The sequence below is a fragment of the Tunturibacter gelidoferens genome (assembly GCF_040358255.1).
GTDB classification, from domain to species: domain Bacteria; phylum Acidobacteriota; class Terriglobia; order Terriglobales; family Acidobacteriaceae; genus Edaphobacter; species Edaphobacter gelidiferens.
In genome coordinates, this window is record NZ_CP132938.1 from 4,230,006 (window position 1) to 4,255,777 (window position 25,772).

Annotated in this window: 27 protein-coding genes; 13 read left to right on the forward strand and 14 right to left on the reverse strand. The window is 57.7% G+C overall.

Annotated elements, in window-relative coordinates:
• Positions 1-34 precede the first annotated feature (34 nt).
• From argG to RBB81_RS18395, 5 genes are all read left to right on the forward strand, one after another.
• Positions 35-1,375 (forward strand): argininosuccinate synthase, encoded by a 1,341-nt coding sequence (gene argG / locus RBB81_RS18375; RefSeq protein ID WP_353071631.1) that lies wholly within the window; start codon positions 35-37, stop codon positions 1,373-1,375.
• Positions 1,376-1,451: 76 nt separating this feature from the next.
• Positions 1,452-1,751, forward strand: coding sequence for a GIY-YIG nuclease family protein (locus tag RBB81_RS18380; RefSeq protein ID WP_353071632.1), 300 nt, complete (start codon positions 1,452-1,454; stop codon positions 1,749-1,751).
• Positions 1,752-2,156 (forward strand): hypothetical protein, encoded by a 405-nt coding sequence (locus RBB81_RS18385; protein WP_353071633.1) that lies wholly within the window; start codon positions 1,752-1,754, stop codon positions 2,154-2,156.
• Between the two features lie 35 nt (positions 2,157-2,191).
• A complete protein-coding gene (argH, locus tag RBB81_RS18390; RefSeq protein ID WP_353071634.1) occupies positions 2,192-3,610 on the forward strand; it encodes an argininosuccinate lyase in 1,419 nt (472 codons plus the stop codon).
• Between the two features lie 403 nt (positions 3,611-4,013).
• Positions 4,014-4,619 carry a GNAT family N-acetyltransferase gene (locus RBB81_RS18395; protein ID WP_179586929.1) on the forward strand — a complete coding sequence of 202 codons (606 nt, stop codon included), beginning with the start codon at positions 4,014-4,016 and terminating at the stop codon, positions 4,617-4,619.
• A gap of 381 nt (positions 4,620-5,000) precedes the next feature.
• On the opposite strand, the gene RBB81_RS18400 is transcribed toward RBB81_RS18395, so the two are convergent.
• A complete protein-coding gene (locus RBB81_RS18400) occupies positions 5,001-5,792 on the reverse strand; it encodes an ABC transporter ATP-binding protein (protein ID WP_353071635.1) in 792 nt (263 codons plus the stop codon).
• Positions 5,793-5,921: 129 nt separating this feature from the next.
• Between RBB81_RS18400 and RBB81_RS18405 the strand changes: the two genes are divergently transcribed.
• On the forward strand, positions 5,922-6,344 hold the full coding sequence (locus tag RBB81_RS18405) for a DoxX family membrane protein (protein WP_353071636.1): 423 nt from the start codon (positions 5,922-5,924) through the stop codon (positions 6,342-6,344).
• Here RBB81_RS18405 and RBB81_RS18410 read toward each other — a convergent pair.
• Complete coding sequence (locus RBB81_RS18410; protein ID WP_353071637.1) at positions 6,341-7,735, reverse strand: cytochrome P450; 1,395 nt, start codon at positions 7,733-7,735, stop codon at positions 6,341-6,343. The two genes, RBB81_RS18405 and RBB81_RS18410, sit on opposite strands and share 4 nt — an antisense overlap.
• Positions 7,736-7,791: 56 nt before the next feature.
• Between RBB81_RS18410 and RBB81_RS18415 the strand changes: the two genes are divergently transcribed.
• The gene (locus RBB81_RS18415; RefSeq protein WP_353071638.1) at positions 7,792-8,226 is read left to right on the forward strand and encodes a hypothetical protein; all 435 of its coding nucleotides are present in this window, start codon (positions 7,792-7,794) and stop codon (positions 8,224-8,226) included.
• 55 nt (positions 8,227-8,281) lie between these two features.
• Here RBB81_RS18415 and RBB81_RS18420 read toward each other — a convergent pair whose 3' ends face one another.
• The 8 genes from RBB81_RS18420 to tdh all read right to left on the reverse strand — a co-directional run bounded on the left by RBB81_RS18420 (position 8,282) and on the right by tdh (position 15,980).
• Positions 8,282-9,037 (reverse strand): TIGR00266 family protein, encoded by a 756-nt coding sequence (locus tag RBB81_RS18420; RefSeq protein ID WP_353071639.1) that lies wholly within the window; start codon positions 9,035-9,037, stop codon positions 8,282-8,284.
• A 63-nt stretch (positions 9,038-9,100) separates the two neighbouring features.
• Entirely contained in the window at positions 9,101-9,799 is a 699-nt protein-coding gene (locus tag RBB81_RS18425; RefSeq protein WP_353071640.1) for a glycosyltransferase family 2 protein, read from the reverse strand.
• Between the two features lie 51 nt (positions 9,800-9,850).
• Entirely contained in the window at positions 9,851-10,327 is a 477-nt protein-coding gene (locus RBB81_RS18430) for a GyrI-like domain-containing protein (protein ID WP_353071641.1), read from the reverse strand.
• Between the two features lie 65 nt (positions 10,328-10,392).
• Positions 10,393-11,535 carry a radical SAM protein gene (locus RBB81_RS18435; protein ID WP_183787867.1) on the reverse strand — a complete coding sequence of 381 codons (1,143 nt, stop codon included), beginning with the start codon at positions 11,533-11,535 and terminating at the stop codon, positions 10,393-10,395.
• Positions 11,532-12,992: a glycosyltransferase 87 family protein gene (locus tag RBB81_RS18440; protein WP_353071642.1), complete on the reverse strand. Its 1,461-nt coding sequence runs from the start codon at positions 12,990-12,992 to the stop codon at positions 11,532-11,534. The genes RBB81_RS18435 and RBB81_RS18440 overlap by 4 nt, the downstream gene beginning before the upstream one ends.
• Positions 12,992-13,771 (reverse strand): TIGR04282 family arsenosugar biosynthesis glycosyltransferase, encoded by a 780-nt coding sequence (locus RBB81_RS18445; RefSeq protein WP_246373396.1) that lies wholly within the window; start codon positions 13,769-13,771, stop codon positions 12,992-12,994. The genes RBB81_RS18440 and RBB81_RS18445 overlap by 1 nt, the downstream gene beginning before the upstream one ends.
• Positions 13,772-13,775: 4 nt before the next feature.
• Positions 13,776-14,516 carry a class I SAM-dependent methyltransferase gene (locus RBB81_RS18450; RefSeq protein ID WP_353071643.1) on the reverse strand — a complete coding sequence of 247 codons (741 nt, stop codon included), beginning with the start codon at positions 14,514-14,516 and terminating at the stop codon, positions 13,776-13,778.
• Between the two features lie 429 nt (positions 14,517-14,945).
• Positions 14,946-15,980 (reverse strand): L-threonine 3-dehydrogenase, encoded by a 1,035-nt coding sequence (tdh, locus tag RBB81_RS18455; RefSeq protein ID WP_179584472.1) that lies wholly within the window; start codon positions 15,978-15,980, stop codon positions 14,946-14,948.
• Between the two features lie 198 nt (positions 15,981-16,178).
• Here tdh and RBB81_RS18460 point away from each other — a divergent pair, with 198 nt between their 5' ends.
• A complete protein-coding gene (locus RBB81_RS18460) occupies positions 16,179-17,234 on the forward strand; it encodes a 3-deoxy-7-phosphoheptulonate synthase (RefSeq protein WP_183787864.1) in 1,056 nt (351 codons plus the stop codon).
• A gap of 157 nt (positions 17,235-17,391) precedes the next feature.
• Complete coding sequence (locus RBB81_RS18465; protein WP_353071644.1) at positions 17,392-18,180, forward strand: 3-keto-disaccharide hydrolase; 789 nt, start codon at positions 17,392-17,394, stop codon at positions 18,178-18,180.
• Positions 18,181-18,223: 43 nt separating this feature from the next.
• Here the strand turns inward: RBB81_RS18465 and RBB81_RS18470 are convergent, their stop codons facing one another.
• On the reverse strand, positions 18,224-18,850 hold the full coding sequence (locus tag RBB81_RS18470) for a TetR/AcrR family transcriptional regulator (RefSeq protein WP_183787862.1): 627 nt from the start codon (positions 18,848-18,850) through the stop codon (positions 18,224-18,226).
• Between the two features lie 548 nt (positions 18,851-19,398).
• Entirely contained in the window at positions 19,399-20,409 is a 1,011-nt protein-coding gene (locus RBB81_RS18475; protein WP_183787861.1) for a hypothetical protein, read from the reverse strand.
• Between the two features lie 206 nt (positions 20,410-20,615).
• Between RBB81_RS18475 and RBB81_RS18480 the strand changes: the two genes are divergently transcribed.
• Both RBB81_RS18480 and RBB81_RS18485 read left to right on the forward strand, forming a co-directional pair.
• Entirely contained in the window at positions 20,616-21,392 is a 777-nt protein-coding gene (locus RBB81_RS18480) for a cytochrome b/b6 domain-containing protein (protein WP_348641519.1), read from the forward strand.
• On the forward strand, positions 21,389-22,147 hold the full coding sequence (locus RBB81_RS18485; RefSeq protein ID WP_353071645.1) for a molybdopterin-dependent oxidoreductase: 759 nt from the start codon (positions 21,389-21,391) through the stop codon (positions 22,145-22,147). The genes RBB81_RS18480 and RBB81_RS18485 overlap by 4 nt, the downstream gene beginning before the upstream one ends.
• A gap of 99 nt (positions 22,148-22,246) precedes the next feature.
• On the opposite strand, the gene RBB81_RS18490 is transcribed toward RBB81_RS18485, so the two are convergent.
• A complete protein-coding gene (locus tag RBB81_RS18490) occupies positions 22,247-22,942 on the reverse strand; it encodes a hypothetical protein (protein ID WP_353071646.1) in 696 nt (231 codons plus the stop codon).
• A 54-nt stretch (positions 22,943-22,996) separates the two neighbouring features.
• Between RBB81_RS18490 and RBB81_RS18495 the strand changes: the two genes are divergently transcribed.
• Positions 22,997-23,497 carry a MarR family winged helix-turn-helix transcriptional regulator gene (locus RBB81_RS18495; protein WP_353071647.1) on the forward strand — a complete coding sequence of 167 codons (501 nt, stop codon included), beginning with the start codon at positions 22,997-22,999 and terminating at the stop codon, positions 23,495-23,497.
• A 212-nt stretch (positions 23,498-23,709) separates the two neighbouring features.
• On the forward strand, positions 23,710-25,230 hold the full coding sequence (gene gltX / locus RBB81_RS18500) for a glutamate--tRNA ligase (RefSeq protein WP_353071648.1): 1,521 nt from the start codon (positions 23,710-23,712) through the stop codon (positions 25,228-25,230).
• Positions 25,231-25,255: 25 nt separating this feature from the next.
• Here the strand turns inward: gltX and RBB81_RS18505 are convergent, their stop codons facing one another.
• Complete coding sequence (locus RBB81_RS18505) at positions 25,256-25,708, reverse strand: DUF1569 domain-containing protein (protein ID WP_353071649.1); 453 nt, start codon at positions 25,706-25,708, stop codon at positions 25,256-25,258.
• Positions 25,709-25,772: the final 64 nt, after the last annotated feature.

The window sequence follows — 25,772 nt, forward strand, 5'->3', positions numbered from 1 at the left end:
TTCCAGTCCACCGCGTTATAGAGGTCCTAAATTAATGTCCGTAATTCTCGAAACTCTCCCCCTAGGCCAAAAAGTAGGCATAGCCTTCTCCGGCGGCCTCGACACCAGCGCCGCGCTCCACTGGATGAAGCAGAAAGGCGCGCTCCCCTACGCCTACACCGCCAATCTCGGCCAGCCCGACGAAGCCGACTACGACGAGATCCCCCGCAAAGCCCTCGAGTACGGCGCCGAAAAAGCCCGCCTCATCGACTGCCGCGCCCCCCTCGTCCGCGAAGGCATCGCCGCCCTACAGTCCGGAGCCTTCCACATCACCACCGCCGGCGTCACCTACTTCAACACCACCCCAATCGGCCGAGCCGTCACCGGCACCATGCTCGTCACCGCCATGAAGGAAGACGACGTCAACATCTGGGGCGACGGCTCCACCTTCAAAGGCAACGACATCGAGCGCTTCTACCGCTACGGCCTCCTCGTCAACCCCGACCTCAAGGTCTACAAGCCCTGGCTCGACCCCACCTTCATCGACGAGCTAGGCGGCCGTGCCGAGATGTCCGCCTTCATGACCAAGGCCGGCTTCGGCTACAAGATGTCCGCCGAAAAAGCCTACTCCACCGACTCCAATATCCTCGGCGCAACCCACGAAGCCAAGGACCTCGAGCTCCTCACCACCAGTATGAAGATCGTCGAACCCATCATGGGCACCGCCTTCTGGCGCGACGACGTCGTGATCAAACCCGAAGAGATCGCCATCCGCTTCGAAGAAGGCTTCCCCGTCGCCCTCAACGGCAAAGAGCTCTCCGACCCCGTAGCCCTCATGCTCGAAGCCAACAGCATCGGTGGCCGCCATGGCCTCGGCATGAGCGACCAGATCGAAAACCGCATCATCGAAGCCAAGTCCCGCGGCATCTATGAGTCACCCGGCCTCGCCCTCCTCTTCATCGCCTACGAGCGCCTCATCACCGGCATCCACAACGAGGACACCATCGAGCAGTACCGCGAAAACGGCCGCAAGCTGGGCCGTCTCCTCTACCAGGGCCGCTGGTTCGACCCCCAGGCCATCATGCTCCGCGAAGCCGCCCAGCGCTGGGTCGCCAAACCTGTAACCGGAGAGGTTACAATCGAACTCCGACGCGGCAACGACTACTCCATCCTCAACACTGCCTCGCCCAACCTGACCTTCCACCCCGAGCGTCTCACCATGGAAAAAGGCGAATCCACCTTCTCCCCCCGCGACCGCATCGGCCAACTCACCATGCGCAACCTAGACATCACCGACACCCGCGCCAAACTAATCACCTACGCCCAAAGCGGCCTAATCACCCTAAGCAAAGGCTCCGAAATGCCCCAACTCAACAGCAGCAGCAACAAAGAGTGACACCCATTTTGTTTGTCATTCCCGAAGGGAATCTGCGTTTCACCAATCAAGCCGCAGCGCCAACCGGAGAGCCACAGTGCCAGGACACGAATACCAGTTTTGGGTCTACATCCTCTCCAACCGTTCACATATCCTCTACATCGGCGTCACCAACAACCTTCGCAAGAGAATCTACCAACACCGCAAACAAGCACCAAGCAGCTTCACCGCACGCTACAAAGTCCACCGGCTCGTTTACTTCGAGCGCCACCAGTACGTCAATAACGCCATTGCTCGTGAGAAGGAACTCAAGCATTGGACACGGGCACAGAAGATCGCTTTGATTGAATCGAATAACGCAACCTGGGAAGAGCTCATGCCAGAAGGACACGCATAGATGTCGATCAACCTGAGAGACAATCTGTGCAAGCTCTCCCTCTGTTCATTCCTCGTATTTGCACTTACTGGCTGCCGTAGCAAACGCGACATTAGTTGGTCTACCCAAGCTTATTCGTCTGACAAACACTGGCTCGCCACTGCTCACGGCGAAGCGGGCGGTAGCTTCGGCGGAGGATATGAAGCCACCATTGTTTACCTCAGTCAGGCCGAGCAACAGCCAGTCGAAATTCTCGAATTTGATCGCTTATTATCTAAATCAAGTCTTCACCTTAATTGGGCAGGCCCGAGATACTTGGCAGTTGTGATTGATCCAGGAACAGATCCAATCAACTCAACCGAAGTACATTTTCAAGCCATTAAGTGTGGGGATGTCACGATCACTTTAGAGCCTATGCCTCATTAGAATCCATCACCGACCCAATAGGGATAGAACACACGATGACTGATCAATCCGCAAAAATGTGGTCCGGCCGCTTCCGCGAACCACTCGACGCCACCTTCGAATCGTGGCAGCGCTCCTTCCCCTTCGACTGGCGCCTGGTCCCCTACGAAGTCGAAGCCAGCATAGCCCACGCCCGCGCCATCGAAGCCGCAGGCATCCTCACCAGCGAAGAGCTCCTGCAAATGGAAGAAGGCCTCCGCGCCGTAGCCAAGCAGCAAGCCGAACAAGGCGAAGCCATCGTCACCGCCAACCCCCAGGCCGAAGACGTCCACCACTACGTCGAACTCGAACTCACCAAACAAATCGGCGACCTCGCCCTCAAGCTCCACACCGGCCGCAGCCGCAACGAGCAGATCGCCACCGACATGCGCCTCTTCGTCCGCGAAGCCATCGACAACACCCTCGCTGGCCTCACCGCATGGCGAAAAGCCCTCATCGACCTAGCCGAATCCGCAGGCGAAGCCACCATGCCCTCGTACACCCACCTCCAGCGCGCCGAACCCGTCCTCGTAGCCCACTGGCTCCTAGCCTATGTAACGATGATCGAGCGCGACGCCAGCCGACTCACGGACGCCCGCAAGCGCATGAACCTCTGCCCCCTCGGCTCCGGCGCAGTAGCAGGCGCAACCCTCACCCTCGACCGCACCATCGCCGCCCGCGCCCTCAACTTCGACGCCCCCACCCCCAACAGCATGGACGCAACCAGCGACCGCGACTTCGCCCTCGAATTCACCCAAGCCATCGCCACTCTAGGCATCCACATCTCCCGCTTCGCCGAAGAACTAACCCTCTACTCAACAGCCGAGTTCGGCTTCCTAGACCTCCCCGAACGCTTCTCCACCGGCTCAAGCGCCATGCCGCAAAAGAAGAACCCTGACCTCACCGAACTCATCCGCGGCAAATCCGGACGCCTCCTAGGCGCAGCCACAACACTAGCCACACTCATCAAAGGCCTACCCCTCGCCTACAACAAAGACCTTCAAGAAGGCCAGGAGCCAGTCTTCGACGCAGCCGACACCATCGCCGGCATCCTAAGCGTTCTCCCAGCCTTCACCGCCTCCCTCAAGTTCCGCTACGACATCATGAAGACCGCCGCCCACTCCGGCTACCTCAACGCCATGGCCGCCGCCACCTACCTCACCGACAAAGGCATCCCCTTCCGCAAGGCCCACGAGCACATCGGCAACGCCGTCCGCCTAGCGATGGGAGACGGGGGCCTCGAAACCCACCGCGAACTCCAGCAATTAACCCTCGAAGAACTCCGCACCATCTGCCCCCAGTTCGGCGAAGACTTCTTCTCAGCCATCACCCTCGAAGCCACCCTCGACTGCCACGACGTAATCGGAGGCACCGCCCGTCCCCGCGTCGCCACAGCCCTCGCTGAAGCCAAGGTCCGTCTCACGGAGCACGCGTGACGACAAAGCCGGTTCAATCTCTCGCATCCCCAAAGATTCGTCATCTCGACCGAAGCGATAGACAGTTCCATCGTCTATCGCGCAGTGGAGAGACCCCCGTATTTCGTCTGTTGCCGCTGCGAATGCCCACTCATGCAGTCTCATCCAATCCCGCTTCCCCAAAGATTCGTCATCTCGACCGAAGCAATAGACAGTTCCATCGTCTATTGCGTAGTGGAGAGACCCCCGTATTTCGTCTGTTGCCGTTGCGAACGCTACTTACCCAGTCTCACCGCATGAGTGAGCATTCGCGCCACACGCGAACCGCACTCTTCAACCCCCGCACCAAACCGAATCATCAAATCATCCAATACTCTGCGAAAATAAAGTAAGGAGCTAAACGCAGTTGCCCACTACCCCCTTGATGACCGTGAGTGAATCCACCTCCTCATCCCGCCTCCGCGTAGGCGGCGCAACCGTGCGCAAGGCCAAGCTCCCTGACGCCGTCAACATCTTCGATCTCGTCAACTCCCTCTCCGGCGACGGCACCCTCCTCCGCCGCAACTACGCCGAGATCTGCGAGAACATCCGCGACTTCGCCGTAGCCGAATCCCCCGTCGATGGAGACTCAGGCGGCGTCTTCCTCGGCTGCGGAGCACTCCACCTCTACGGCCCCCACCTCGCCGAAGTCCGCTCCATCGTCGTCAAGCCCGAAGCCAAGGGCCAGGGCGCAGGGGGCCGTCTCCTCCGCGCCCTCCTTGAAGAAGCCGAAGAGCAAAAGGTCACCGCCGTCTGCCTCTTCACCCGCATCCCCGACTTCTTCTTCCACTTCGGCTTCCGCGTAGTCGACCGCACCACCCTGCCCGACAAGATCTACAAGGACTGCCAGACCTGCCCGCGCCTCTACGCCTGCGACGAGGTAGCCATGGTCCGCGGCCCCCTACCCAAAATCGCGGTCCTCGGCCCATCACGCATAGCCCAGCCAGAACTAGTCAAGCTCCAAACCGGCGTAATCCCCCAAGCAGACTAAAGCGCTTCTCCGCCCTGCGCGGGCAGCGGTCACTTCGTGACGCGTATTGGGCTTCGCGTAATGCTGCCGCTGGTCGCAAGCAGAAAGTCGCTCCGACCAACGGGAGGAGCCAAATGCCAGTCCCACCAAGACGAGGTATACCCGTCACGAAGTGACCGCCCCACGCGCAGTGGGCCCGTCCGGCAGGACATCTCTTTCAACCACTCAAAAATAAATCTCAAAACCGTGGCGCATTTTTCATCACCCAAAAACCGACTGCTAACCCACCACGTCTACCATGCAAAAACACCACGTTTCACCACCCAAAACACCACGCAACGCACCCACTTTTCTCAAAATACCCCTGTAAAAACCCCAAATCACCACGCCAGAAAAAATCCCTCACCAAGCGTGATAAAAACCATCCCGCTCCGAAAGCTGAACCTCCGTCTTAAACAGATCACTCAGCCTCTCTGCGGTCAGCAGCTCCGCCTTCGACCCATCCGCCACAATCCGCCCCTCCCGCATCATCAAAATCCGATCAATCTCCGGTGGAATATCCGCAATATGGTGCGTAATCAGCATGATCCCAGTCCCCTGCTCCGCTAACCTTCGCAACAACCCTCGCAACTCCGCCTGAGCCGCCAGATCCAGCGCATTCGAAGGCTCGTCCAACAACAACATCCCCGCCGACGCCACGAGCGCCCGCCCAATCATAATCCGCCTCTGCTGCCCCGCCGACATCTCTCCCACCAGCTTCTCCGCAAACCCCACCGCATCAATCTGCCCCAACACCTCCTCCGCAGAAGCCCGCATAGCCTCCGTCACCACAAGATTCGGCCACAGCGTACTACTCGAAAAAAAGCCAGTAATCACGGCATCGCGCCCCGTAGTCTGTAGCGTCTGTTTCCCTGGCAACTCCGCAGAAACAACCCCGAGCCGCTTCTTCAACTCCGTTAGATCCCACCGTTCGCGCCCAAAGATTCTCACCTTCATCTCCGGTTGCACCAGCGGATAACACTTGCACGTTATGGTCTTGATCAGCGTCGACTTGCCACATCCGTTCGGGCCGAGAATCGCTATATGTTCCCCCGCATTAACCGACAGGTTGATGTCGTGAAGAACGACACTATCTCCGCGGGCTACATTGACATGAGCGAGATGAAGAAAAGGTTCTGTTGAGTTTCCTTGCATTGCTCCAGAATATAGAGCCCCGCACTCAACTTATGCATCCCTCGACAATTCCTTATACCGTTCCGTCAGCTTTGGCATCTGAAGAAATAATGCGATCCCGAGTTGAGCGCACCACTAAGCGGGGACCCAATGGTTGAAGAATTGAATTTTTCTGACGAGCGCACAGCATATGCCCTACTGCGCATAGTGGTCGGCGTAAATTTGATGATGCACGGCGTAAGCCGCATGATTGCCGGCCCAGGCGAGTTCGCCGCAAAGCTAGTCATTCAGTTCGGCCATGCACCACTTCCCGCATGGAGCGTCTGGTTCTTCGGATTGATCCTGCCGTCAATTGAAGGTCTCTTTGGTCTCCTGATTCTAACCGGCCTCAGAACGCGAGCAGCGCTCATCGCGGCAAGTCTCCTCATCGTCGTGCTGACGTTTGGATCCGCACTTTTGCAGGATTGGGCCGCAGCAGCAATTCAACTGACCTATGCATTGGTCTACTCCATATTGATCTTTCTACACCGCCACAACGGATACTCGATCGACTCCTGGATGGAGGGGCGCTAGCCTCTTCGTTCCATCAATAACGGAACTCCATGCTTCGGTCGCAGGCTAATTGCAGGATTGACCGCGATCTGAGCCGGTGCTCCAGATGGCAGGCTAAGCCTCCAGTCACGGGCGATCGTAGCCAGAGAAAGCACTCCCTCCATCCAGGCCAACCCTTCTCCGATACACTGCCGGCTTCCCGCCGCGAAAGGAAAGAAGGCGAAACGCGGGCGCGACCTTACAGTCTCCTTCTTATCCACTGCAAAACGCTCAGGATCAAATCGAAGTGGATCCGGATAAAAACGCTCATCGCGGTGGACGACGAACTGAGGCGCGATAAGAATAGCTCCCTTGGCGATTGCATAGCCGGCGATGTCATAAGGTTCGACACAGCTACGGGCAATCACCCAGACCGGTGGATAAAGCCGCATCGTCTCGGAAAAAACCTGAGTAGCATAAGGAAGACGGGAGTAGTCGGCTGCTGTCGGCGCACGATCTCCGAGAACCATACGGGCTTCTTCATACAAACGCGTCTGCACCTCCGGGTACTTGGCGAGCAGCCACAGCGCAAAGCTCAGCGCATTCGCAGTGGTCTCGTGCCCCGCCAGCATAATCGTCAGACACTCATCATGCACCTGCTGGTCCGACATGCGGCCACTGGATCCTTCCGTATCGACCGCCTCAATCAGCATCGAGAGTAGATCGCCGCGATCCCCCGGCGACTGGCGTCGCTCACGGATCATTCCGTAAATGATCGTATCGAGGTCCGCCTGTCCCTTCCGTATCCGCCTCATGGCAGGCAGCGGCAATCGCTGAATCTGTTCCGAGAATGGCAGTATGGCCAGCGGAAGAAACCCCATGAACGCATCTACCGCAGCCGAAACCTTCTTCACCTCTTCGTGCGACTGAACGTCCAGATCGAAGAGGCACTTGCCGACAATCCGCAACGCCAGCTCGAGCATATCTTCATGCACATCACGAATCGAACCAGGCTTCCAACTTTGTGAAATCGCGGCAGCATTCTCTCCAATCACCTCTCCATAGTTCGCGATTCGATGACGCAAAAACGCCGGCTGCGCAAGCCTTCGCTGACGCATGTGCAGTGGCTCTTCACTGGTCAGCAGCCCTTCTCCTAGAACAGTCTTTGACCGTTGCATCACGATCCCGCGGTGATGCTTGCCCGCGTCCTTGATAAGAAAATCCTCAATAAGCTCAGGATGATTCAGTTGATAGATATGGCGACCAAAGACGGTGTAGTGGACAAGGTCTCCGTAACGCCGCGCAGACTCCACCATAGACTCAACCGCTGTCTGTCGAAACATGCGGCCTGTCAAAAACCTTGGAAGAAACGAGGGGCCAGCAGGAAATCTCTTCGAGCGTCCTGGATGAATATCGAGCGCAACTACTGTCATTCGAGCCTCTACTCGAGTTTAGCCCCGGCTGGCAGGGGCTGCAGCATCTGGTCGAAATGACTTTGACCCACTCGAAGAAGCGCTTTTACGACTTTCTTATCCGCGACATGGTCCTCTATGTAGAGCTGTCCTTAAGAGTCTCATCACATAGAAACATGAGCCGCATCGCCACAGTTTTGATCTTGCTTGCCGCCGCAGCTCTCGAAGCCGGCGGCGATGCTCTAATTCGTGCAGGCCTTCATTCGAATTCAGCCCGGGCCCGCATTCTAATGTTCGGCGCAGCCGCAATCATCCTCTTTGCATACGGTTGGACCGTCAACGCACCACCGTGGGACTTTGGAAGACTACTTGGTTTGTACGTCGTCTTCTTCTTCGTAGTCGCCCAACTGCTCTCATGGCTAATCTTCAAACAGGTTCCCTCACCAACGATCCTTATAGGAGGAACGCTGATCGTTGTCGGGGGCATAGTCGTTTCACTTGCTAAAACCTAAACATCTCACCCATCACGAACAGGGAGAAGAATGTCGTCAATTCAGCTAATCGCGACTACATTCCCTTCAGGATGGAACCCACTATACCGCCAACGACCCCGCCCTCAGCAGCCTGCTGCGCGCGTTCCTTCGGCAGATACTCCTGAATCTGATGTGCGAGCCGCGAAATAGGCAGGGTCTGCAGCCACACGCGGCCAGGTCCGGTAAGCGCCGCAAGAAAGACACCGTCACCACCGAAGATCATGTTTTTAATGCCAGGAACCCGCTGGATCTGGAACGCAACGGTAGACTGAAACGCGCCCACATGACCGGGATGGACACGCAGCGTCTCGCCGGCAGCAAGATCCTTGATGACAAGCTCCCCAGATAGCTCCAGCCAGGCGATGCCCTGTCCGCTGATCTTCTGCAACAGAAAACCGTCACCACCGAAGATCCCCGCGCCAAGCGACTGCTGAAAACCAACCCCTAGTTCTATCGCGGCGGTGGCGCAGAGAAACCCATGACGGTGAACGAGGTACTCATGCCCCGGACCAACCTCCACAGGTACGATGTGTCCTGGAACTCGCGTCGCGAACGCAACCTCGCCGGGACCGCCAACCGCCCTGTACTCAGTCATAAAGAGCGATCCGCCGCCCGCGACCCGCGCAATTGCCCCGAAGAAGCCGCCGCCACCCGCGTATTGAGTGTGCGTGGTCATCTGAACAGAAGAAGTCATCCACGAGAGCTCCCCTGCTTCCGAGATGACCGCGTCATTCGGACCGAGGGCGAACTCGAGAACGGGCATAGTGGTGCCGAGAATACGACTTTGCATAATGTCTCCTGACAACTTGACGCAACAAGTATACGTTGGAACTTTCCTTCTTCTGCGCAATCCCTAGCTCAGTTTGCGCGAAAGACCCGCGCGAAACAGAACCTTGAGGATGCGAATCGCAGCTTTCATACTCGCTCTCACATCACCCGAAACTTTGGAGGTTCCGCCCATGCGTTTACGATAATCGACTGGAATCTCCCGAATGCGAAGTTTGTTCTGAGCAGCGCGAATCTGCATCTCTAGATTCCATCCGTAGGTCAGCTCCGACATCTGTAACCCATTGAGTGACGTTCTACGAATTGCACGAAAGGGCCCCATGTCGGTATAGTGCACGCCTTGAAAGAGACGCAAAAGAGTGCTGACCAGATGTGCAGCGAAGACCTGCGAACCGAGCATAGATCCCGCCTCACGCGTGCCGCGAATTCGCGAGCCGAGAACGAAGTCCGCCTCGTTGGCCTCTATCGGACCCACCAGTCGTGGCAGGTCCGCAATAACGTCGGATCCATCGCCGTCCATGTAGACCAGAATAACGCTCGTGGAAAGTGCCGCCTCGCCGCCCGCTTTACAGGCAGCTCCATATCCACGCGGAGATCGAACGACGCGCGCGCCTGCCGCCTCCGCAACAGCGGCAGTCTCATCGGAGCTCCCGTTGTCGACGACGATGCATTCGGCAATGAGTTGCCAGGGCATCTCGGAGACAACATGCCCGATCGACTCGGCTTCATTCAGCGCCGGAATGATGACAGAAATTGTTGGTTGCATTCTGATTCTTTACTTCGAGTCAATCCTGAAATTCAGTGCGTATGGATGCGTCTAGCGAAGACCGACATACACTTCGATCTGGGCCTTCTCCGGATCGGTCGAACGCTGGTCGTAAACCTCGTAGTCGGCACGGAAGGATCGCGAGCCACCTAATTCGCCGGCCGACATAGAACAGATCCGGTCCCATATCTCCGGAACCACCCGTGTCACAGGCCCTCTGCTCGACGTAACAACTGCGTAGCGGCCTCCGGGAACATGTTTCGCGACGAACTTCGCGGGTATGTTGTGAATGGAAGAGACAGGCAATCCAAGAAGGTAGGTGTAGTAACCGTCACGGCCGGCTTCATAGTCGGTATACACCGCGATCAGATCAATCCCAAGCTTGTTCGGGATCTTCGCGGCGAGATTGTCTCGCAGCAGGGTATGCCAGATCTCCCCGATCTTTCCCTTGCCATTCTTCTCAGCCGCATTATGCGTGCGCGCCGCTACGCCTACCACGTAGAAGCCGGAGTGCTGCTGGATATTCATCGCATCCTCTCTGTCTTTCGCAGGTGCGATTATAAGGCGTTGCCGCAAAGGTGCAAGAGCGATCGTCAAAGGCTCCAGCGAAGTCCGCAATTGACACAGGCCGGCGGCGGAGCGCTGGTCAGAAGGCCCTCGCGGAAATGTTGATATTCCGCCCCATTCCATATCTCGCGGAGGCTACTCTGCGTAGCATCACCCAGAGTGAAGCTGCCATAGCCCTTCATGCTGAAAGGCGCGATGCAGCACGGCAGCACACGCCCGTTCGCCGTGATGTACATCAGCGACCAGGGCCGACGGCACAGGGACCACGGACTATCTGAGCGCTGCATCTTGATTGACTCGCCAGGATCGACTGCGCCGGATGCAGAGAACATCACACCGAGTTCTTGAGCAACCGATTCAGCCTCACGAATCAAAGCCTCTTCTCGCTCGGTAGTGTGTTCAAAGAGCGCCGACTCCGCACGCGCGAGAGAGTGTTCATCCATCGGGACATCGAAGAATACCAGCCGCTGTAGATAAACCTCGGTCACCCCGATAGAGTGGGCCAGACGCACAAAATTAGGTAGCTGATCCACCGTCTCACGCAGACCAGTTAGCCACAATGACACGCGCGGTTTGGGAGCATCAAGCTCGCGCTGCAGTCGCGTGAAATTTTTGACGTTAGCAACGATCTTGTCGAAGAAGTCCTTGCCGCGAACCATCTGAAAGACCTCAGACTCCGCGGCGTCGAGTGACACGCGAAGCTCATCCAGACCCGCTTCAATGAGAGCCCGCCCATTCGCCTTCGTGAGCAAAGTCCCATTCGTGTTGAACAAAACATAGATGTTTCGATCCTTCAAATACTTCACTCGCTGAGCAATGTCCTTGACTAGCATGGGCTCGCCGATGCCGTGCAGCACAACCCGCGCAATATTCGGATACTGATCGATGAGAGACGTGAAAAGCTCCCACGGCATATCGGCCTCGGGCTCCAGCTCCTCGTAGGTGCGCGGGCAGGTCGTGCACAGCAGATTGCATCGGTTCGTCGTCTCGAGGTAAAGACAAACCGGCTCGTGAGCGGCGATCGCAGCAAGATGTGCGTCCGACTCAGGCTTCTCGAAGTACCGGCGCATGCGGTTCTTCTCCTCCTCAGCCTGCTGCGCCGCGGGGCTAAGCCTCTCCTTGTCATGGAGCAGGTCGTTGGGAGGAAGAATCGGAAGAAGTGTACTCATAGAGATTCACTCGCCACCACTGGTTGAATAAACAACTTGCGATGAATCGGCCATCGCTTGAAAGCTAACTGAATTATGAACGCTGCAAACACCGAAGCGTAGAGAATTTTATTAGCCAGAAACATCTTAGGCCCCGGCTCAGCCAAATCCGTTGTGTACAGGTAGAAGAAGCCGAGAACGTAAGTCAGGATTGGCAGGTTCGGCATCAAACTGAAAAACGGAATCAACCAGAGGATGTACCACGCATAGTGAGGTGAAAACAAAAACATCAGCGCACTCGCCAGCGCAAACGCAGGCGGAAGAAAACCCGCAACCCCATCCGAAGCAAACGGCTTTTTACGGTTGCTCCCGTCGCGGCCCGCGATCTGCCCGCACCGCCAGACGATCCCCGCGAAGACCGCAGCACAAAAAACGATGTAGGCGGCAGTAGAGAGACCGTGCAGACCAGGGATTTGTTGCGCTAGCTCCAGTAAGAAGTATCGCGAGCCCGTCGCCAGACCCTCTTCCTTTACATAACCCCCAAGAAATCCAAAGACGAGAAGACCAACGTTCGAATATGCCGCGTAGCCCACCGCTACAACGGTGGCAACAGCGGCAGGCATCTTGAAATCCCCGCGTCGATAGAGCGCAGGGAGCAGCACAAGCGGATAGAGCTTCAGCAGAATAGCGACGCCGAGAAAGATTCCTGTCAGCACTGGATGTTTCCGAAAGCGCGCCAGCAAAGCAAGCCCAATGAACGCCATCGCCACAGAATCAAGATGCCCCGAGCCGGCGATCTCCCACACAAGCATCGGACACCATGCATAGAGCAGCGTCTGCTCGCGACGAAAACCCAACGAGTGCAGCAGGGTCACGAGCGCATACATCGTAATCCCTTCAAACAAGACCATCACGGACTTCATGAAAATGATCGTCGGAGAGATCCAGGTAATCAAATAGAAGAGCGCCTGAGCCGCGGGCGGATAAATAGTGTGGGCATAGTCGCGCCGGTTGATTTTGTCGAAGACACTCTGAAAAGGCTCGCGCAGAAAAGCGAGTACAGCATCCCCGGGAACATAGCGATACGGGCTGATGTGAGCATGTTGGACCACGCCATCCCACACATATCGATAGACATCGCTCGAAAGAAAAGGCGGACCCAGCAGCGCAACCAGACGGCACGCGATCGCCACAGTCACAATAATAGGAAAAGTGAATCTATCGACTGGCTGGGTCAGCACTATCAACGCCGCGCCAAGATAAAGAATGCACGACCACCCCGACACGCCTGAAAACCCAATCCTGAAATGATCGTACTCGCTGACTAATTGTCGCGTCAGTAAGAATAGAGCAATCCCTATCAGAACCAGTGCAGCGTTGGTCTGCCAGGCGCGAGCAACCGACCAGTGTCGACGAACACCAGCGTCTATCCCAACGCTCGCGGCGGATTTTGCAGCACGGTCGGTCGTTGCGATCATCAGCTTTCGCCTCCCCTAGATCGCAGCGAACGAAGGTAAGCGCGCGTATGTTCAGCGCGATACCCAGCCAGCGTGGCAAACGGTGGCTGGGCATCGCCAAGCAGTTCGGCAGTCAACAATTCAAGCGTCTCTCCATCATCCACGTCGTACCAAAGCGGCAGAACTACGACCTCAATGTCAGCCTTCTTCGCCGCAGCCACCGTCTCAGATAACACAGACGGCGTACTCCACGTAATCTCGGCGAAGAGTTCGGGATGAGCTCGTTTGAGACCGATCAAGTAGTAGCCACCGTCCATTGCCGGCCCAATAACAATGCGGTCACCTTCCCTCTGCAACTCAGCGATGGCCTGTTCAAACGCGGCCACCGGAACGGTGGGCGAATCGGAGTCAATAAGACAAACGCTGCCGTAGCCGCAGGAGAGAAGATCCTGTGCAGTCGCAAACAGCCTTTCGCCAAAGCCATCACCACGCTGCGGAATCAACGTAAAGTCGACAGGCAGAAGATTGTCGAAGAGGCCCTCATCGCCCGCCGGAGTATAAGAGATCACCCCAACCGCGCCACCCGGCACGGAAGCCGAAGCGATATTTTCAGCAGTGTCCTTCAGAAAACAGATGTTGAGATCCGCAGCCTGTTCCGGCGTCAGAGGAGGCGAGAGGCGGGTCTTCACCTTACCAGCGCGCGGAGCCTTCGCCATCACAGCGAGAGCCGTCTGCCCGGCTCTTACCGCCACCGGCTTCCCAGGATCAAGAATCGGGTAGGACATCGTTGAAGGAGTCATAAGACTAAACCGCCCTCCATTCGACCCGCCTCTCCAGCCATGCGGAGTCGATCAGAGCCTCAGCTCGTTTCTCGCAGACCGCGTACTGATACCAGCCATCATATTGCAGGTCGACCTCGCCCCACGGTTGCGAATGAATCAACTCCGAAAAATCCGTCGCCGTCATTACATCAGCTTGTCGCGGCTCGCGATATCTTCCGGCCGGGCTGTTGCTCACCTTTGAGAGCAGCCACATGCAGCCAAGTGGTATGCGGGTACGAAAGCCCGAGGTCGGTTCTGCGATAAAGCAGCGTCCCCCCGGCCGCAAAACCCGAAAGATCTCACCCAACACAGCCTCCCTGTTCGCAACAATCAGAAAAAGCCGCGAGACAACAATTGCGTCGACAGAGTTGGAATCATCCGGGAGAGAGTGGGCGTCGCCATGCGCGAACGTGCAGTTCTGAAGACTTCTACTCGCAGCCCGGGACTTCGCTCTCGCCAGCAATCGACGCGAGAGGTCGACACCTGTGGTATGAATCTGCGGATACTCCTGCGAGAGTCGACAGGCATAGAAGCCAGGGCCACAACCCAGCTCAAGAACCCTGGTACCAGGAGCCGGTCCCGCAGAAGGAAACAGCGCTCGACTGATCTCCGGCGTGTGATCGCGAAACAAATATTCACGGCAAAGAGCGTAAAACCACGAGCAGCTCTCAAAGAGGCTGTCCGGCTGATGCGCAGGAGGATGCGCAAGGGTTCGGCCGGGCATTTCGCAGTCGCTTGTTTCCATTCTTGGCCCTGTCAAGGTGTGAACGTGCGCTTCGGTCGAGAACTCCCGGGTTTGCGATGACTCAGATAATAGACGCTTAATGGTCTGGAATGTGCACCGTTCTGCTCCTGCGTAGTTTGATTCACATCTCCCATTAAAGTTACGGCCGCCGTACTAATGTCGTAGATTGCCCGCTTCCGCTACAGATAGCAGCCATCCGGCAGATAACACGGGCGACAGCCCACCACATGCAATCGAAAATTGTATGAATTTTGTTGACCGTAGAGAACGCCCAACTTACGAATCCCGACATGTATCTCAGGCCGGCGGACCCATAACGCAGTTCCACCACGATCCGCCCTCTCAGACCGAGGGAAAACCGTGGTGGGATGCGAGCTCTACACCTACCTCAACTCAAGCGCGGACAACCTAAGCAACGTCGCTCCAATCGAGAATCACCTTGCCCGAGTTCCCCGATCGCATCGCCGCAAAGCCGTCTTCATAGTCACGCCAGTTCATCCGATGCGTAATCACTCCCGAAATATCCAATCCACTCTCAAGCATCACGGTCATCTTGTACCAGGTCTCATACATCTCCCGTCCGTAAATGCCGCGAATCGTAAGCTGGTTGAACACCACCTGGTTCCAGTTGATCGAGATATCCTCCGACGGAATCCCAAGCATCGCAATCTTCGCGCCGTGGCTCATGTTCGCAAGCATATCCCGAAACGCGTTCGGATTTCCCGACATCTCAAGCCCCACATCGAAGCCCTCCTGCATATGCAGCTTCTGCTGAATCTCCTTCAGAGGTGTAGCCCGAGGATCCACTGCAAGAGTCACCCCGACCTTTTCCGCCAGCGCCCTGCGATACTCATTCGGGTCTGAGATCACCACATGCCGAGCTCCGGCATGCCGCGCCACCGCCGCAGCCATAATCCCGATCGGCCCCGCGCCTGTAACCAGCACATCCTCGCCAAGCACCGGAAACGCCAGCGCTGTATGCACCGCATTTCCCAGCGGATCAAAGATCGCCGCGATCTCATGCGGCACCCCTGGACTATGAATCCAGATGTTCGACATGGGCAGCACAATGTACTCCGCGAACGCCCCGTTACGATTCACCCCGACACCAAGCGTGAACGCGCAAAGATGCCTCCGCCCAGCAAGACAATTGCGGCAGCGCCCACAGACCACATGCCCCTCGCCGCTCACCAGCTGCCCGATCGGAATGTCGTTTACGTTCGACCCCACCGCCACCACTTCGCCGACAAACTCATGCCCAATCGTCAGCCCCTGCTTGATCGTCGAACGGGCCCACGCATCCCACTCATAAATGTGGAGGTCGGTACCGCAAATCCCGGTAGCCAGAACACGAATCTTAACGTCATTGATGCCCATCTCAGGCTCGGGAACATCCTCTAGCCACAGGCCGCGTTCTTCGCGGCTCTTCACTAATGCTTTCACTTGGGGGAAACCTTTCCTGTTGCATCTCGCAGATGAATCGCGGCTTCGTCGAAGACAACCCGCAGCTACTATTCTAGTCTGCACCCGATCGTCCGCCAGTACACAGCAGCCATCAGGCTATAAGATTGAGGGGACGTGATACTTTCACAAGACTCACAGCGGAATGCCGCTCCATCTGATCCGACTCAAGCGAGACCCATGCTCTTTCCCACCGATGACCTTCGCATCACCTGGACCAAAGTCGTCCTTCCGCCCGTCGCCCTCGAAGAAGAGCTCCCCATCACCGAAGCCGCCTCTGCAACCGTCTACAAGGCTCGCACCGAGATCATCAAAATCCTCCACGGCGAAGACCATCGCCTCCTAGTAGTCGTCGGCCCCTGCTCCATCCACGACACCGAAGCCGCCCGCGAGTACGCCGAGCTCCTCAAATCCGCCATCGCCGAGCACTCCCGCGAACTCTGCATCATCATGCGCGTCTACTTCGAGAAACCCCGCACCACACTCGGCTGGAAGGGCCTCATCAACGACCCCTACCTCGACGAGTCCTTCAAGATTAACGACGGCCTCCGCAAAGCCCGCCATCTCCTCCTCGACCTCGCCGAGATGGGCGTCCCCGCCGGCACCGAGTTCCTCGACATGATCTCCCCCCAGTACGTCTCCTCGCTTGTCAGCTGGGGAGCCATCGGCGCCCGCACCACCGAAAGCCAGGTCCACCGCGAACTCGTCTCCGGACTCTCCTGCCCCGTTGGCTTCAAAAACGGAACCTCCGGAAATGTCCAGATCGCCATCGAAGCCATCCTCTCCGCCGGCCAGGCGCACAACTTCCTCGGCCACACCAAACACGGCCAGACCGCAATCTTCGTCACCAAAGGCAATCACGACACCCACATCATCCTGCGCGGCGGACGCAACACCACCAACTACGACGCCACCGCCGTCGAAGACACCTGCAAGCAGATGGAGAAGGCCGGCATCCGCCCCCAGGTCATGATCGACTGCAGCCACGCCAACAGCCACAAAGACCACACCCAGCAGTCAGGCGTCGCCAGCAACGTGGCCGCCCAGATCGCCGCCGGAGACAAGCGCATCATAGGAGTCATGCTCGAAAGCAACCTCGTAGCCGGCGCCCAAAAACTAGTCCCCGGCAAACCCCTCGTCTACGGCCAGTCCATCACAGACGCCTGCATCGACTGGCCCGAAACTAAAACCGCCCTGGCCGAACTAGCCGCCGCCGTCCGCTCCGCCCGCAGCTAACCAAGCCACCTTCCCAACCGATATCCAAGAAGTCGTCATCCTGAGCGGAGCGAAGGATCCCCGTATTTTGTCCTCGCGGATCCATCCGTTCACCTGTCGCAAGATGACGACGCTCTCAGGCAGCGCACGATTGGGTATATTCTCTTCTAGAAAAATCATGCGCATTCAACCTTCGAACTTCCTCGCACTCGCAGCCCTGATCGCCGCCACTTCCCTCACCGCCCAACAGCCTGCCGCACCAAAACACCAGGACACCGAAGTCTACGAGCCGGTCCCCCCAATCGTCACACCCGGCATCACCGACTCCGCGCCCCCCTCCGACGCCATCGTCCTCTTCGACGGAAAAAACCTAGACCAATGGGTCTCCACCAAAGACAAATCCCCCGCCGCATGGACCGTCGCCGACGGCATCCTCACCGTCAGCAAAGCACCCGGCTCCGGCAACATCGAAACCAAACGAACCTTCAAGAACTATCAGCTCCACATCGAGTGGAGAATTCCCGAAAACATTACCGGCACCGACCAGGCACGCGGCAACAGCGGCGTCTTCCTCGCCTCCACCGGCACCGGCGACGCCGGATACGAACTCCAGATCCTCGACTCCTACAACAACAAGACCTACGTCAACGGCCAGGCCGGAAGCATCTACAAGCAAGCCATCCCGCTCGCCAACCCAAACCGCAAACCCGGCGAGTGGCAGACCTACGACGTAATCTGGACCGCACCAACCTTCAACGCCGACGCCACCGTCAAAACTCCCGCCTACGCCACCGTCCTCTTCAACGGCGTCCTCGTCGAGAATCACTTCGAACTAAAAGGTGAAACGCTCTACATCGGCCAGCCCTTCTACAAAAAGTACGATACCGCGCCCATCAAACTGCAAGCCCACGGCGACAAGAGCGAACCCATCAGCTTCCGCAACATCTGGGTCCGCGAACTCAAATAGCAACCTTCCCACACCGAAGAGATAGTGTTGATCTCCTCGCAAACTAACGTGTCGGAACTTCCAGCAGAGCGTCAAATATTCGGTTAGCAACCTTTTTGATGACATTCTTATTCATAAGATGGTTTTCCAATTGAGATTCGAGAACGAGAGCAGAGATCACGGGTCCCAGGGTTTGGACCGCGACCGCCCGACTGATCGCATCTTTTCCTTTCGCGGCTGCACCTAGTATGTCGGCAAGCTTCTTTTCATCAGTCCGGTAGAGGATTCCGGCGTACAACGTCTGCAGCCGCTTCTTCGATTCGGGATGCCGCAAGGCAAAAAGTTTGAATTCCAATACTAAAAGGGACCACGCCTGGTCTTCAGTGCGCTCCAGGAAAAAATTCCGAACAGCATTCATATTCCCGTCAACGGTCGTTGATGCGGCCAAAATCTTTTCCATTCGAGCGCGGTAGCAATTCGTGCGCTCCTCAATGAGCGCGAGAAAGATATCCTCTTTGCTCTTGAATTGCGCGTAGATTGCACCCTTGGTGCGCCCGGCAAGGGCCGCAATCTCTCCCAGTTCTGCCCCTTCGTATCCGTCCCGCACGAAGATCGTTTCAGCAGCCTGGAGCAAAAGTGCCCGCGTCTCTCTTGTCCTGAGTTCGTGCTTGTTGGCTGTTTTGACTGTCATCTTCTCTGGTCTCATGTTCGTGAAGTAAAGCCCTTCCTCGGCGGTTGAAACGCGCTCTGCGCAATGGCGAAGACTATTCATCATCATAATTTGGTTTGAGTACGACGCTTCGACGGCTCCAACTCGATGGAGCCAACTCACTATCTGCAGACTAGTGCCGGCCACGTTGGTAAAGGTGGTGATACCTGATTCTGATTGATCAAAGTTCGCTCTTCGCTCCCAAAGCATCTGACGACCGCGAGCCCTGATCCTCAGATACGCCTGACCTCGCCTCCAGAAGAGCCTGACGGAGCTCCTGATTGGTCTTGAGAAGATCACAAACAAGCGAGCGCAAGGAATTGAGCCTGTGGTCCATCTCCAGGTACGAATCGTTACTCCAACGATTGTCAGTCGTGTGCGGTACTTCGCCGGTGTTCATGTTTCCTCTCTGTTTTTCGCTCAAAGCTCAGAAAGTGAAGCTCTTGGGTGCTTACAGTGTAGAAAGGAGCAAGGAACTCTGCTAAGAGCGCCGTCACGCAGCCTCCATGACGGACGACGCTTCTGCGGATTTACGAAGCAGGGTCGACGATGTTCTTCGCTGAGTTGCTCTTGTCGGCGCTCTTCAGCACGGTAGCGTAATGCTTGGCAATACTTTTGGCGACGTGATCCGCGACGTTTGTGCTCTCGGACTCGCCCCGCATCGTCGCCGTGATCTGTTCGCTCGTATTCAGCCTTCCCGACGAATCGGTGAAAGTGACATCGAACTTCATCTGCGTGGTCCCAACGAACATTCCGGCAGGGCCCAGAGCTGCACGCATCACCGAGCTTCCCTCCTTGAAAGTCGCAATCGAGATGTGAACCTTGTACTGTGGGCACACACCTTGGCCATTATCTTCGCCACCCCGATAGACATGCGCGACTTCTTTCGTACTCTGAATACGATCGATCAGGTGCTCGTATACGAGTGCTCGATAGGCAGCCGGCACCTCAGCTTGATCCCAGTTGGGAGCGGACACAAGCACACTCTTCGGTTCAATCGGGGCGTTATGACAGACCGTCTCCGAAAATTTCCGTGGCGGCACAGGACTTAAAACGAAGCTCTCCAGCGCACGGTCTGCCTCTTTGGCTGGTAGTAAGAAGACAGCAGCGTGATAGCCGCCGCTGCTGTCGTTGAACTCAACCGTCAGCATGTCTACCCGGTGATGCATGATGGCAGCCGCTGCGACGCCGCCGCCATCAGGGATCGTCATTCTCAAGAGCCTTCCGCCGATACCCCAGATCTCGACTCTCTGGTTGCCGGCGCTCACGGCCGTTACAGAACTGCGCTGAATGGACGTATTGCCCGACTTTCCTGTGAACGTAAGGGCATCCGCACCGAGCGTCAATGTGCCTTTTTTATTGGGCTTCATATCTGGTAGCCCATACACATGTTCAGCCTTGGTGGACTTCCAGGTTGCGACAGTGGCAAGAACGGCATGATCTTGGGAAACAACCTGGATGGTTGCAGCCGAGAGATGGGTTGGCACGCATAAAGACGCGTGAAGGATAAGCACGAACGCAGCACCGGATAGATGTTTCATAACCCTCCTAAAAAATACGTACTAGTAGGTATATATATTAAGACTCGATTGATGTCAATTGCGCTATCTCGAATGGACCCCTCTTGAAGGACCCTAAATAACCTGAGCGCCCGAAACAAATCGCCAACGCGCCCTTGCAAACCAGCTGAAATCTAAGTGCGCGATTAAAATTCAACTCCTCGATTCCCCGGTGCTATCCTCCGGGTGTGCCACGCACGTCCGTACTGCGCGAATCCGAAGATCCCCGACACTCCGCACTCGTTCGCCTTACTCACTGGATAACCACCGCAGCTTTCTTCGCCCTGCTGTTGACCGGCATTGAGATCGTCATCTCTCATCCCCGTTTCTACTGGGGCGAGACCGGCAACGTGAACATGGCTCCCCTCGTCAACCTGCATATCCCTTCATCACGAGGCACCGTGCCGACTGGCTATCGTGTCCTCCCCGACCAGAACGGCTGGAGTCGTTACCTCCACTTTGAGGCCGCATGGGTCCTCGTTCTCACGGGGCTGCTCTACCTCGGGGCAAGCCTGTGGAACGGACACCTCCGCAACCACCTGCTCCCTCCCCGTGGCCAGCGCACCTGGCAAGCCTACCGCGACGTGATCGCAATGTACCTCCACCGCCGCCCATCCTCTGAGGAACCCGGGGCCAATGCTTACAACGTGATCCAGCGGACCGCCTATCTGACTGTAATCTTCGTGTTATTCCCGCTCATAATCTGGACCGGCCTCGCTCAGTCGCCGTCGCTTGTCTCCGCCTATCCCTTCCTCGCAAGCGCACTCGGAGGCCGGCAGTCCGCACGCACGCTGCACTTCCTCGTCTCCGGAGCAATCCTGCTCTTTGTCCTGACTCACATCGCCATGGTCATCCACGCAGGCTTCCGCAGCCATGTCCGGGCGATGATCACAGGCCGGACCGACAACCCAGCACCCACGCAGGCAGCCCACCCAACAGTCGCATCCCTACCGGAGCAGCCATGACTCCTATCTCACGACGCAAGCTCATCACCTCTGGCTTGGCCGCGACCGCCGGCGTCTCAGGCCTGGCCGTCGCCTCCCATCTCTCTCGCCGCTTCGGACTCATCCCACCCGACTGCGCCGGCCCTTATGGCCTCGGCACCACACTCACCTACGCCGCGCAACGCCTCATCACCGCGCACTCGCCGGCACGTCAGTTCCCACGCGGAATGATCTCGAAGATGCCGTTCGCCAACGCCATCGCCCCACCAAACGACGCCTTCAAGGCTCATCAGGCGAGCGGATTCGCCAACTGGAAGCTGGACGTAGATGGAATGGTTGCGCATCCCACCAGCTTCTCGCTCCCCGACCTCCGCAGCATGGCTCTTAGCAGCCAGATCACCGAGGTCGCCTGCGAAGAGGGTTGGTCCTACATCGCCGAGTGGATCGGCACGCCGCTCACCGACGTGCTCCACAGCGCAGGGATCCTGCCGCAGGCGCGTTACATCGTCTACCACTCCATCGAGAGCGACTGGTGGGACAGCATCGACATGGCCGACGCCCTGCACCCTCAAACGCTCCTCACCTGGGGCATGAACGACGGGGACCTCCCGGTCTCCTTCGGTGGCCCTCTTCGCCTCCGCGTCCCCCGCCAGCTCGGCTACAAGAGTGTGAAGTTCATCCACCGCATCACAGCCACCGATTCGCTCAAAAGCTTCGGAAAGGGTCTGGGCTCCTCGGAGCCCGAATTCGGCTATGCCTGGTATGCAGGTATCTAAAGGCATCGGCGCGTCACCGCACCTCCAAACCGACCGGCAACTGACAACTGACAACTGAAGACACGTTCGTGTTATCGCGTCCCGCGCAACGGCAACCTCCTAAGCATCGAGGACACTGGCCGCTCCCGCTTCGTCGCGGCTCTTCGTCAACTTCACCGCCGCAAGCAACAGCCAAATGAACCCCAGGTATCGAGTGATTGGGATCAGAAAGTTCGCCGGGTATGCGACCAGGCCGAGCGAGGAGAACTCTCCCGCAACTGCGACAAGCATTCCCAGTGCAATCAACCAACGTGGAAGGAGACGGTAAAAATAGCTCGTGACGCACACCCCTGCAGCCAGCAAGCCGAACCCAACCGCGTAGGCGGCCCCTCCAAACAGAAAACTGAGAAAGAGGATAGCCCGAACCATCGGCACAGACGCGGCAACATCAGGCAAAGACAACACCCAGCCGAATAGTCCGGAAAGAATCAACGCGCTGGCCGCCGTCAATCCGCCGAAGAGCGCAATGTTCGTACCCGCAGCCCGAACCCCCAGAAACCGCAACCGGCTGACCATCGTGACGGCAAAGAGCCCAAGAGGTACGGCGGAGGCAAATAAGAAGAAGTTGCTTACACGGACAGCGGTGGGATTTTGTTCAAAAAAAGCGCGGACAGTCTCACCCGCCGCAAAAGGGTTGATATAAGGCGCCCCGTGCCGGAGCGTCGCGGCTGCTACGAGACCCGCTGCGAACAGCAGGATGTGTATCGTCCCGAGCAGAATTAACGAAGGTCCACGAAATTTCGGAGATACTTTCATAATGTAATCGTTTATATTATAAATGAATATTAAATGCAATGATATTCTTACGACATGGACCGCAAAGAGATGGAAAACGGACAGCCGGCATTTCTGCTCGCGCAGTTGGGCGCGCATGCCGCGAATCAATTCACCGAGCGATTAGCTGTGTTGCAACTTACTCCGGCAGATGCGGGGATCCTGCGGTTGCTGCGCGTCGCGGCGGCGATCAGCCAGCAGGAACTCTCCGAGAAGTTGCGCATCCATCCAAGCCGCCTGGTGGCCATCCTGGACAATCTGGAACGCCGGCAACTTGTCGAGCGGAAGCCAAACCCCAACGACCGAAGGCTGTATTCGCTCCATCTCACCAGGGCAGGAGGCGAAATCCTGGAGCGAATTGGCAAGGTGGCCCGTGAGCATCAGGATGCGCTCCTCTCCGCACTGAGCGCCGGCGATCGCAAAAAGTTAACCGAGTTGCTGCAGCAGGTTGCAGACCAGCAGAAGCTCACTCGCGGTGTTCACCCTGGGTATCAGCGGCTGGGCAAGACGAAGCCTTCCGACCTCAGGCATTCCTAATGCTCTACCGGACCATTCGATTCTTCGAGTGCTCCAACAGAAAACTTAAACCCCGGCAGAGCAGAATGAGCCTGTCCCGATGAAAGCGCGCGATCCGGCAAAGCGGCCGGCGTCATCAAAGAGCAGCCCACCGCGCGCCTGCATCCCTCCCGGCCAACGCCATGAATCCCCGGACCTGCCGCCCGCTCTGCTAGCATTAACTCTTGGCCTTTATGACGAATAGCACTAGCACCACCGAAGCCCCCATCCGCGTCCGCATCGCTCCCTCCCCCACCGGCGACCCCCACGTAGGCACCGCCTACATCGGCCTCATCAACTATCTCTACGCCCGCCAGCGCAACGGAAAATTCGTCCTCCGCATCGAGGACACCGACCGCGCCCGCTTCGTCGCCACCTCCGAGCAGGAGATCTTCAACTCCCTCCGCTGGCTCGGCCTCACCTGGGACGAAGGCCCCGACCTCGGCGGCCCCTACGGCCCCTATCGCCAGTCCGAGCGCACCGAAATCTATCGCGAGCACGTCCAGCTCCTCCTCGCGAACGGCACCGCCTACCGCTCCTTCGAAACCCCCGAAGAGCTCGAAGACCTGCGCCAACGCCAGATCGCCGCCAAGCTCCCACCACGCTACGACGGCGCCCACCGCGAACTCTCCCAGGCACAAATCGACACGTACCTCGCCGAAGGCCGCCCCTACACTGTCCGCCTCAAAGTTCCTGCCGGCGACCCCGCCTTCACTGAGTTCCGAGACGAACTCCGCGGCGTCATCCGCTTCGAGCACTCCAACGTCGACGACCAGGTCCTCATGAAGTCCGACGGCTTCCCCACCTACCACCTCGCCAACGTCGTCGACGACCACCTCATGCGCATCACCGACGTCATCCGCGCCGAAGAGTGGATCTCCTCCACTCCCAAGCACGTCCTCCTCTACAAAGCCTTCGGCTGGCAGATCCCCCGCTTCTGGCACATGCCCCTCCTGCGCAATCTCGACAAATCCAAAATCTCCAAGCGCAAAAATCCCGTCTCCCTCATCTACTACCGCCAGGCCGGCTTCCTCCCCGAAGCCATGATCAACTTCCTCGGACTCATGGGCGGCGGCATGCCCGCACCCACCGCCGAATCCACACCCACCCAAGCCGCCACCAAGCAAAGCGAGACCGACATCTTCACCCTCCCCGACATGGTCGCCCGCTTCGACGTCAAAAACATTCGCCTCGGCGGCCCCGTCTTCGACCTCACCAAACTCAAGTGGCTCAACGGCGAATACATCCGCGCCCTCACGCCAGAAAAGTTCTACGCTGCCCTACGCGAAACCATCCTCAGCGACGCCTACCTGCAACAAATAGCCCCACTAGTCCAAACCCGCATCGAAACCCTCGGCGAGTTCGGCAACCTCACCCACTTCCTCTTCGCCGACGACATCATGCCGCCCGCTGAAGTCTTCGTGCCCAAAAAACGCACCCCCGAAGAGACCCTCGCCTTTGCCGCCGAGCAACTCACCGTGCTCGAAGCCACCGACTGGACCCACGAAGCCCTCGAGCCCGCCCTAAAAAAACTAGGCGAAGAAAAGCAGTGGTCCGTCAAAGAAAACTTCATGCTCCTCCGCGCGATCCTCACGGGCAGCACCATGTCCCCGCCGCTCTTGGAAAGCATGGTAGTCTTCGGCAAATCCCGCACCCTCGACCGCGTCCGCCGCTTCCTCGAAACCCAAAAGAAACTCGCCAACGCAAAAAAGTAGTCAAAGCCCTGGGCCCCAGGAAGCACTAAGCCCCAAACTGCCGCAGATGATGATCCAGGTGCTTATACATCCACGCGGACCACTCCTCCGGCGTCAACCGCCCGAAGAAACTATGCGGATGGTCAGTACATCCCTCCGGCCCACCCGCGGCAAACCGGTCGATCAGCCCGCATAACCGGCTACGTTCCGCCTCAAGGTCCCGTTCGTCCTCCACCGCCAGCCCCGGCACCGTAGGCGAGTTTTTGCGCATCGGCTCACCGTCTCGAAACGCCATCGGCTTCACCAACGGCCCCAGAATCCGCCCGATCAACACCCGCGGCGGACGCCGATCCCCCAACGCCAGTTCCATTCCCCTCGCACAATGCTCCACCGCCTGCGCAGCATTCATCTTGCCCCAATGCGCAGCGCTATCAGGCCGCAACTGCCCCATCCGTCCCTTCACCTCTTCCACTGCCGACCGTTCAAAGAGATTTTTCATGCGAAAAGTCTACTCCAGAAAAAAACCTGCCCCAGTCGCGATCCAACTCCCGCTCAAAGCCTCC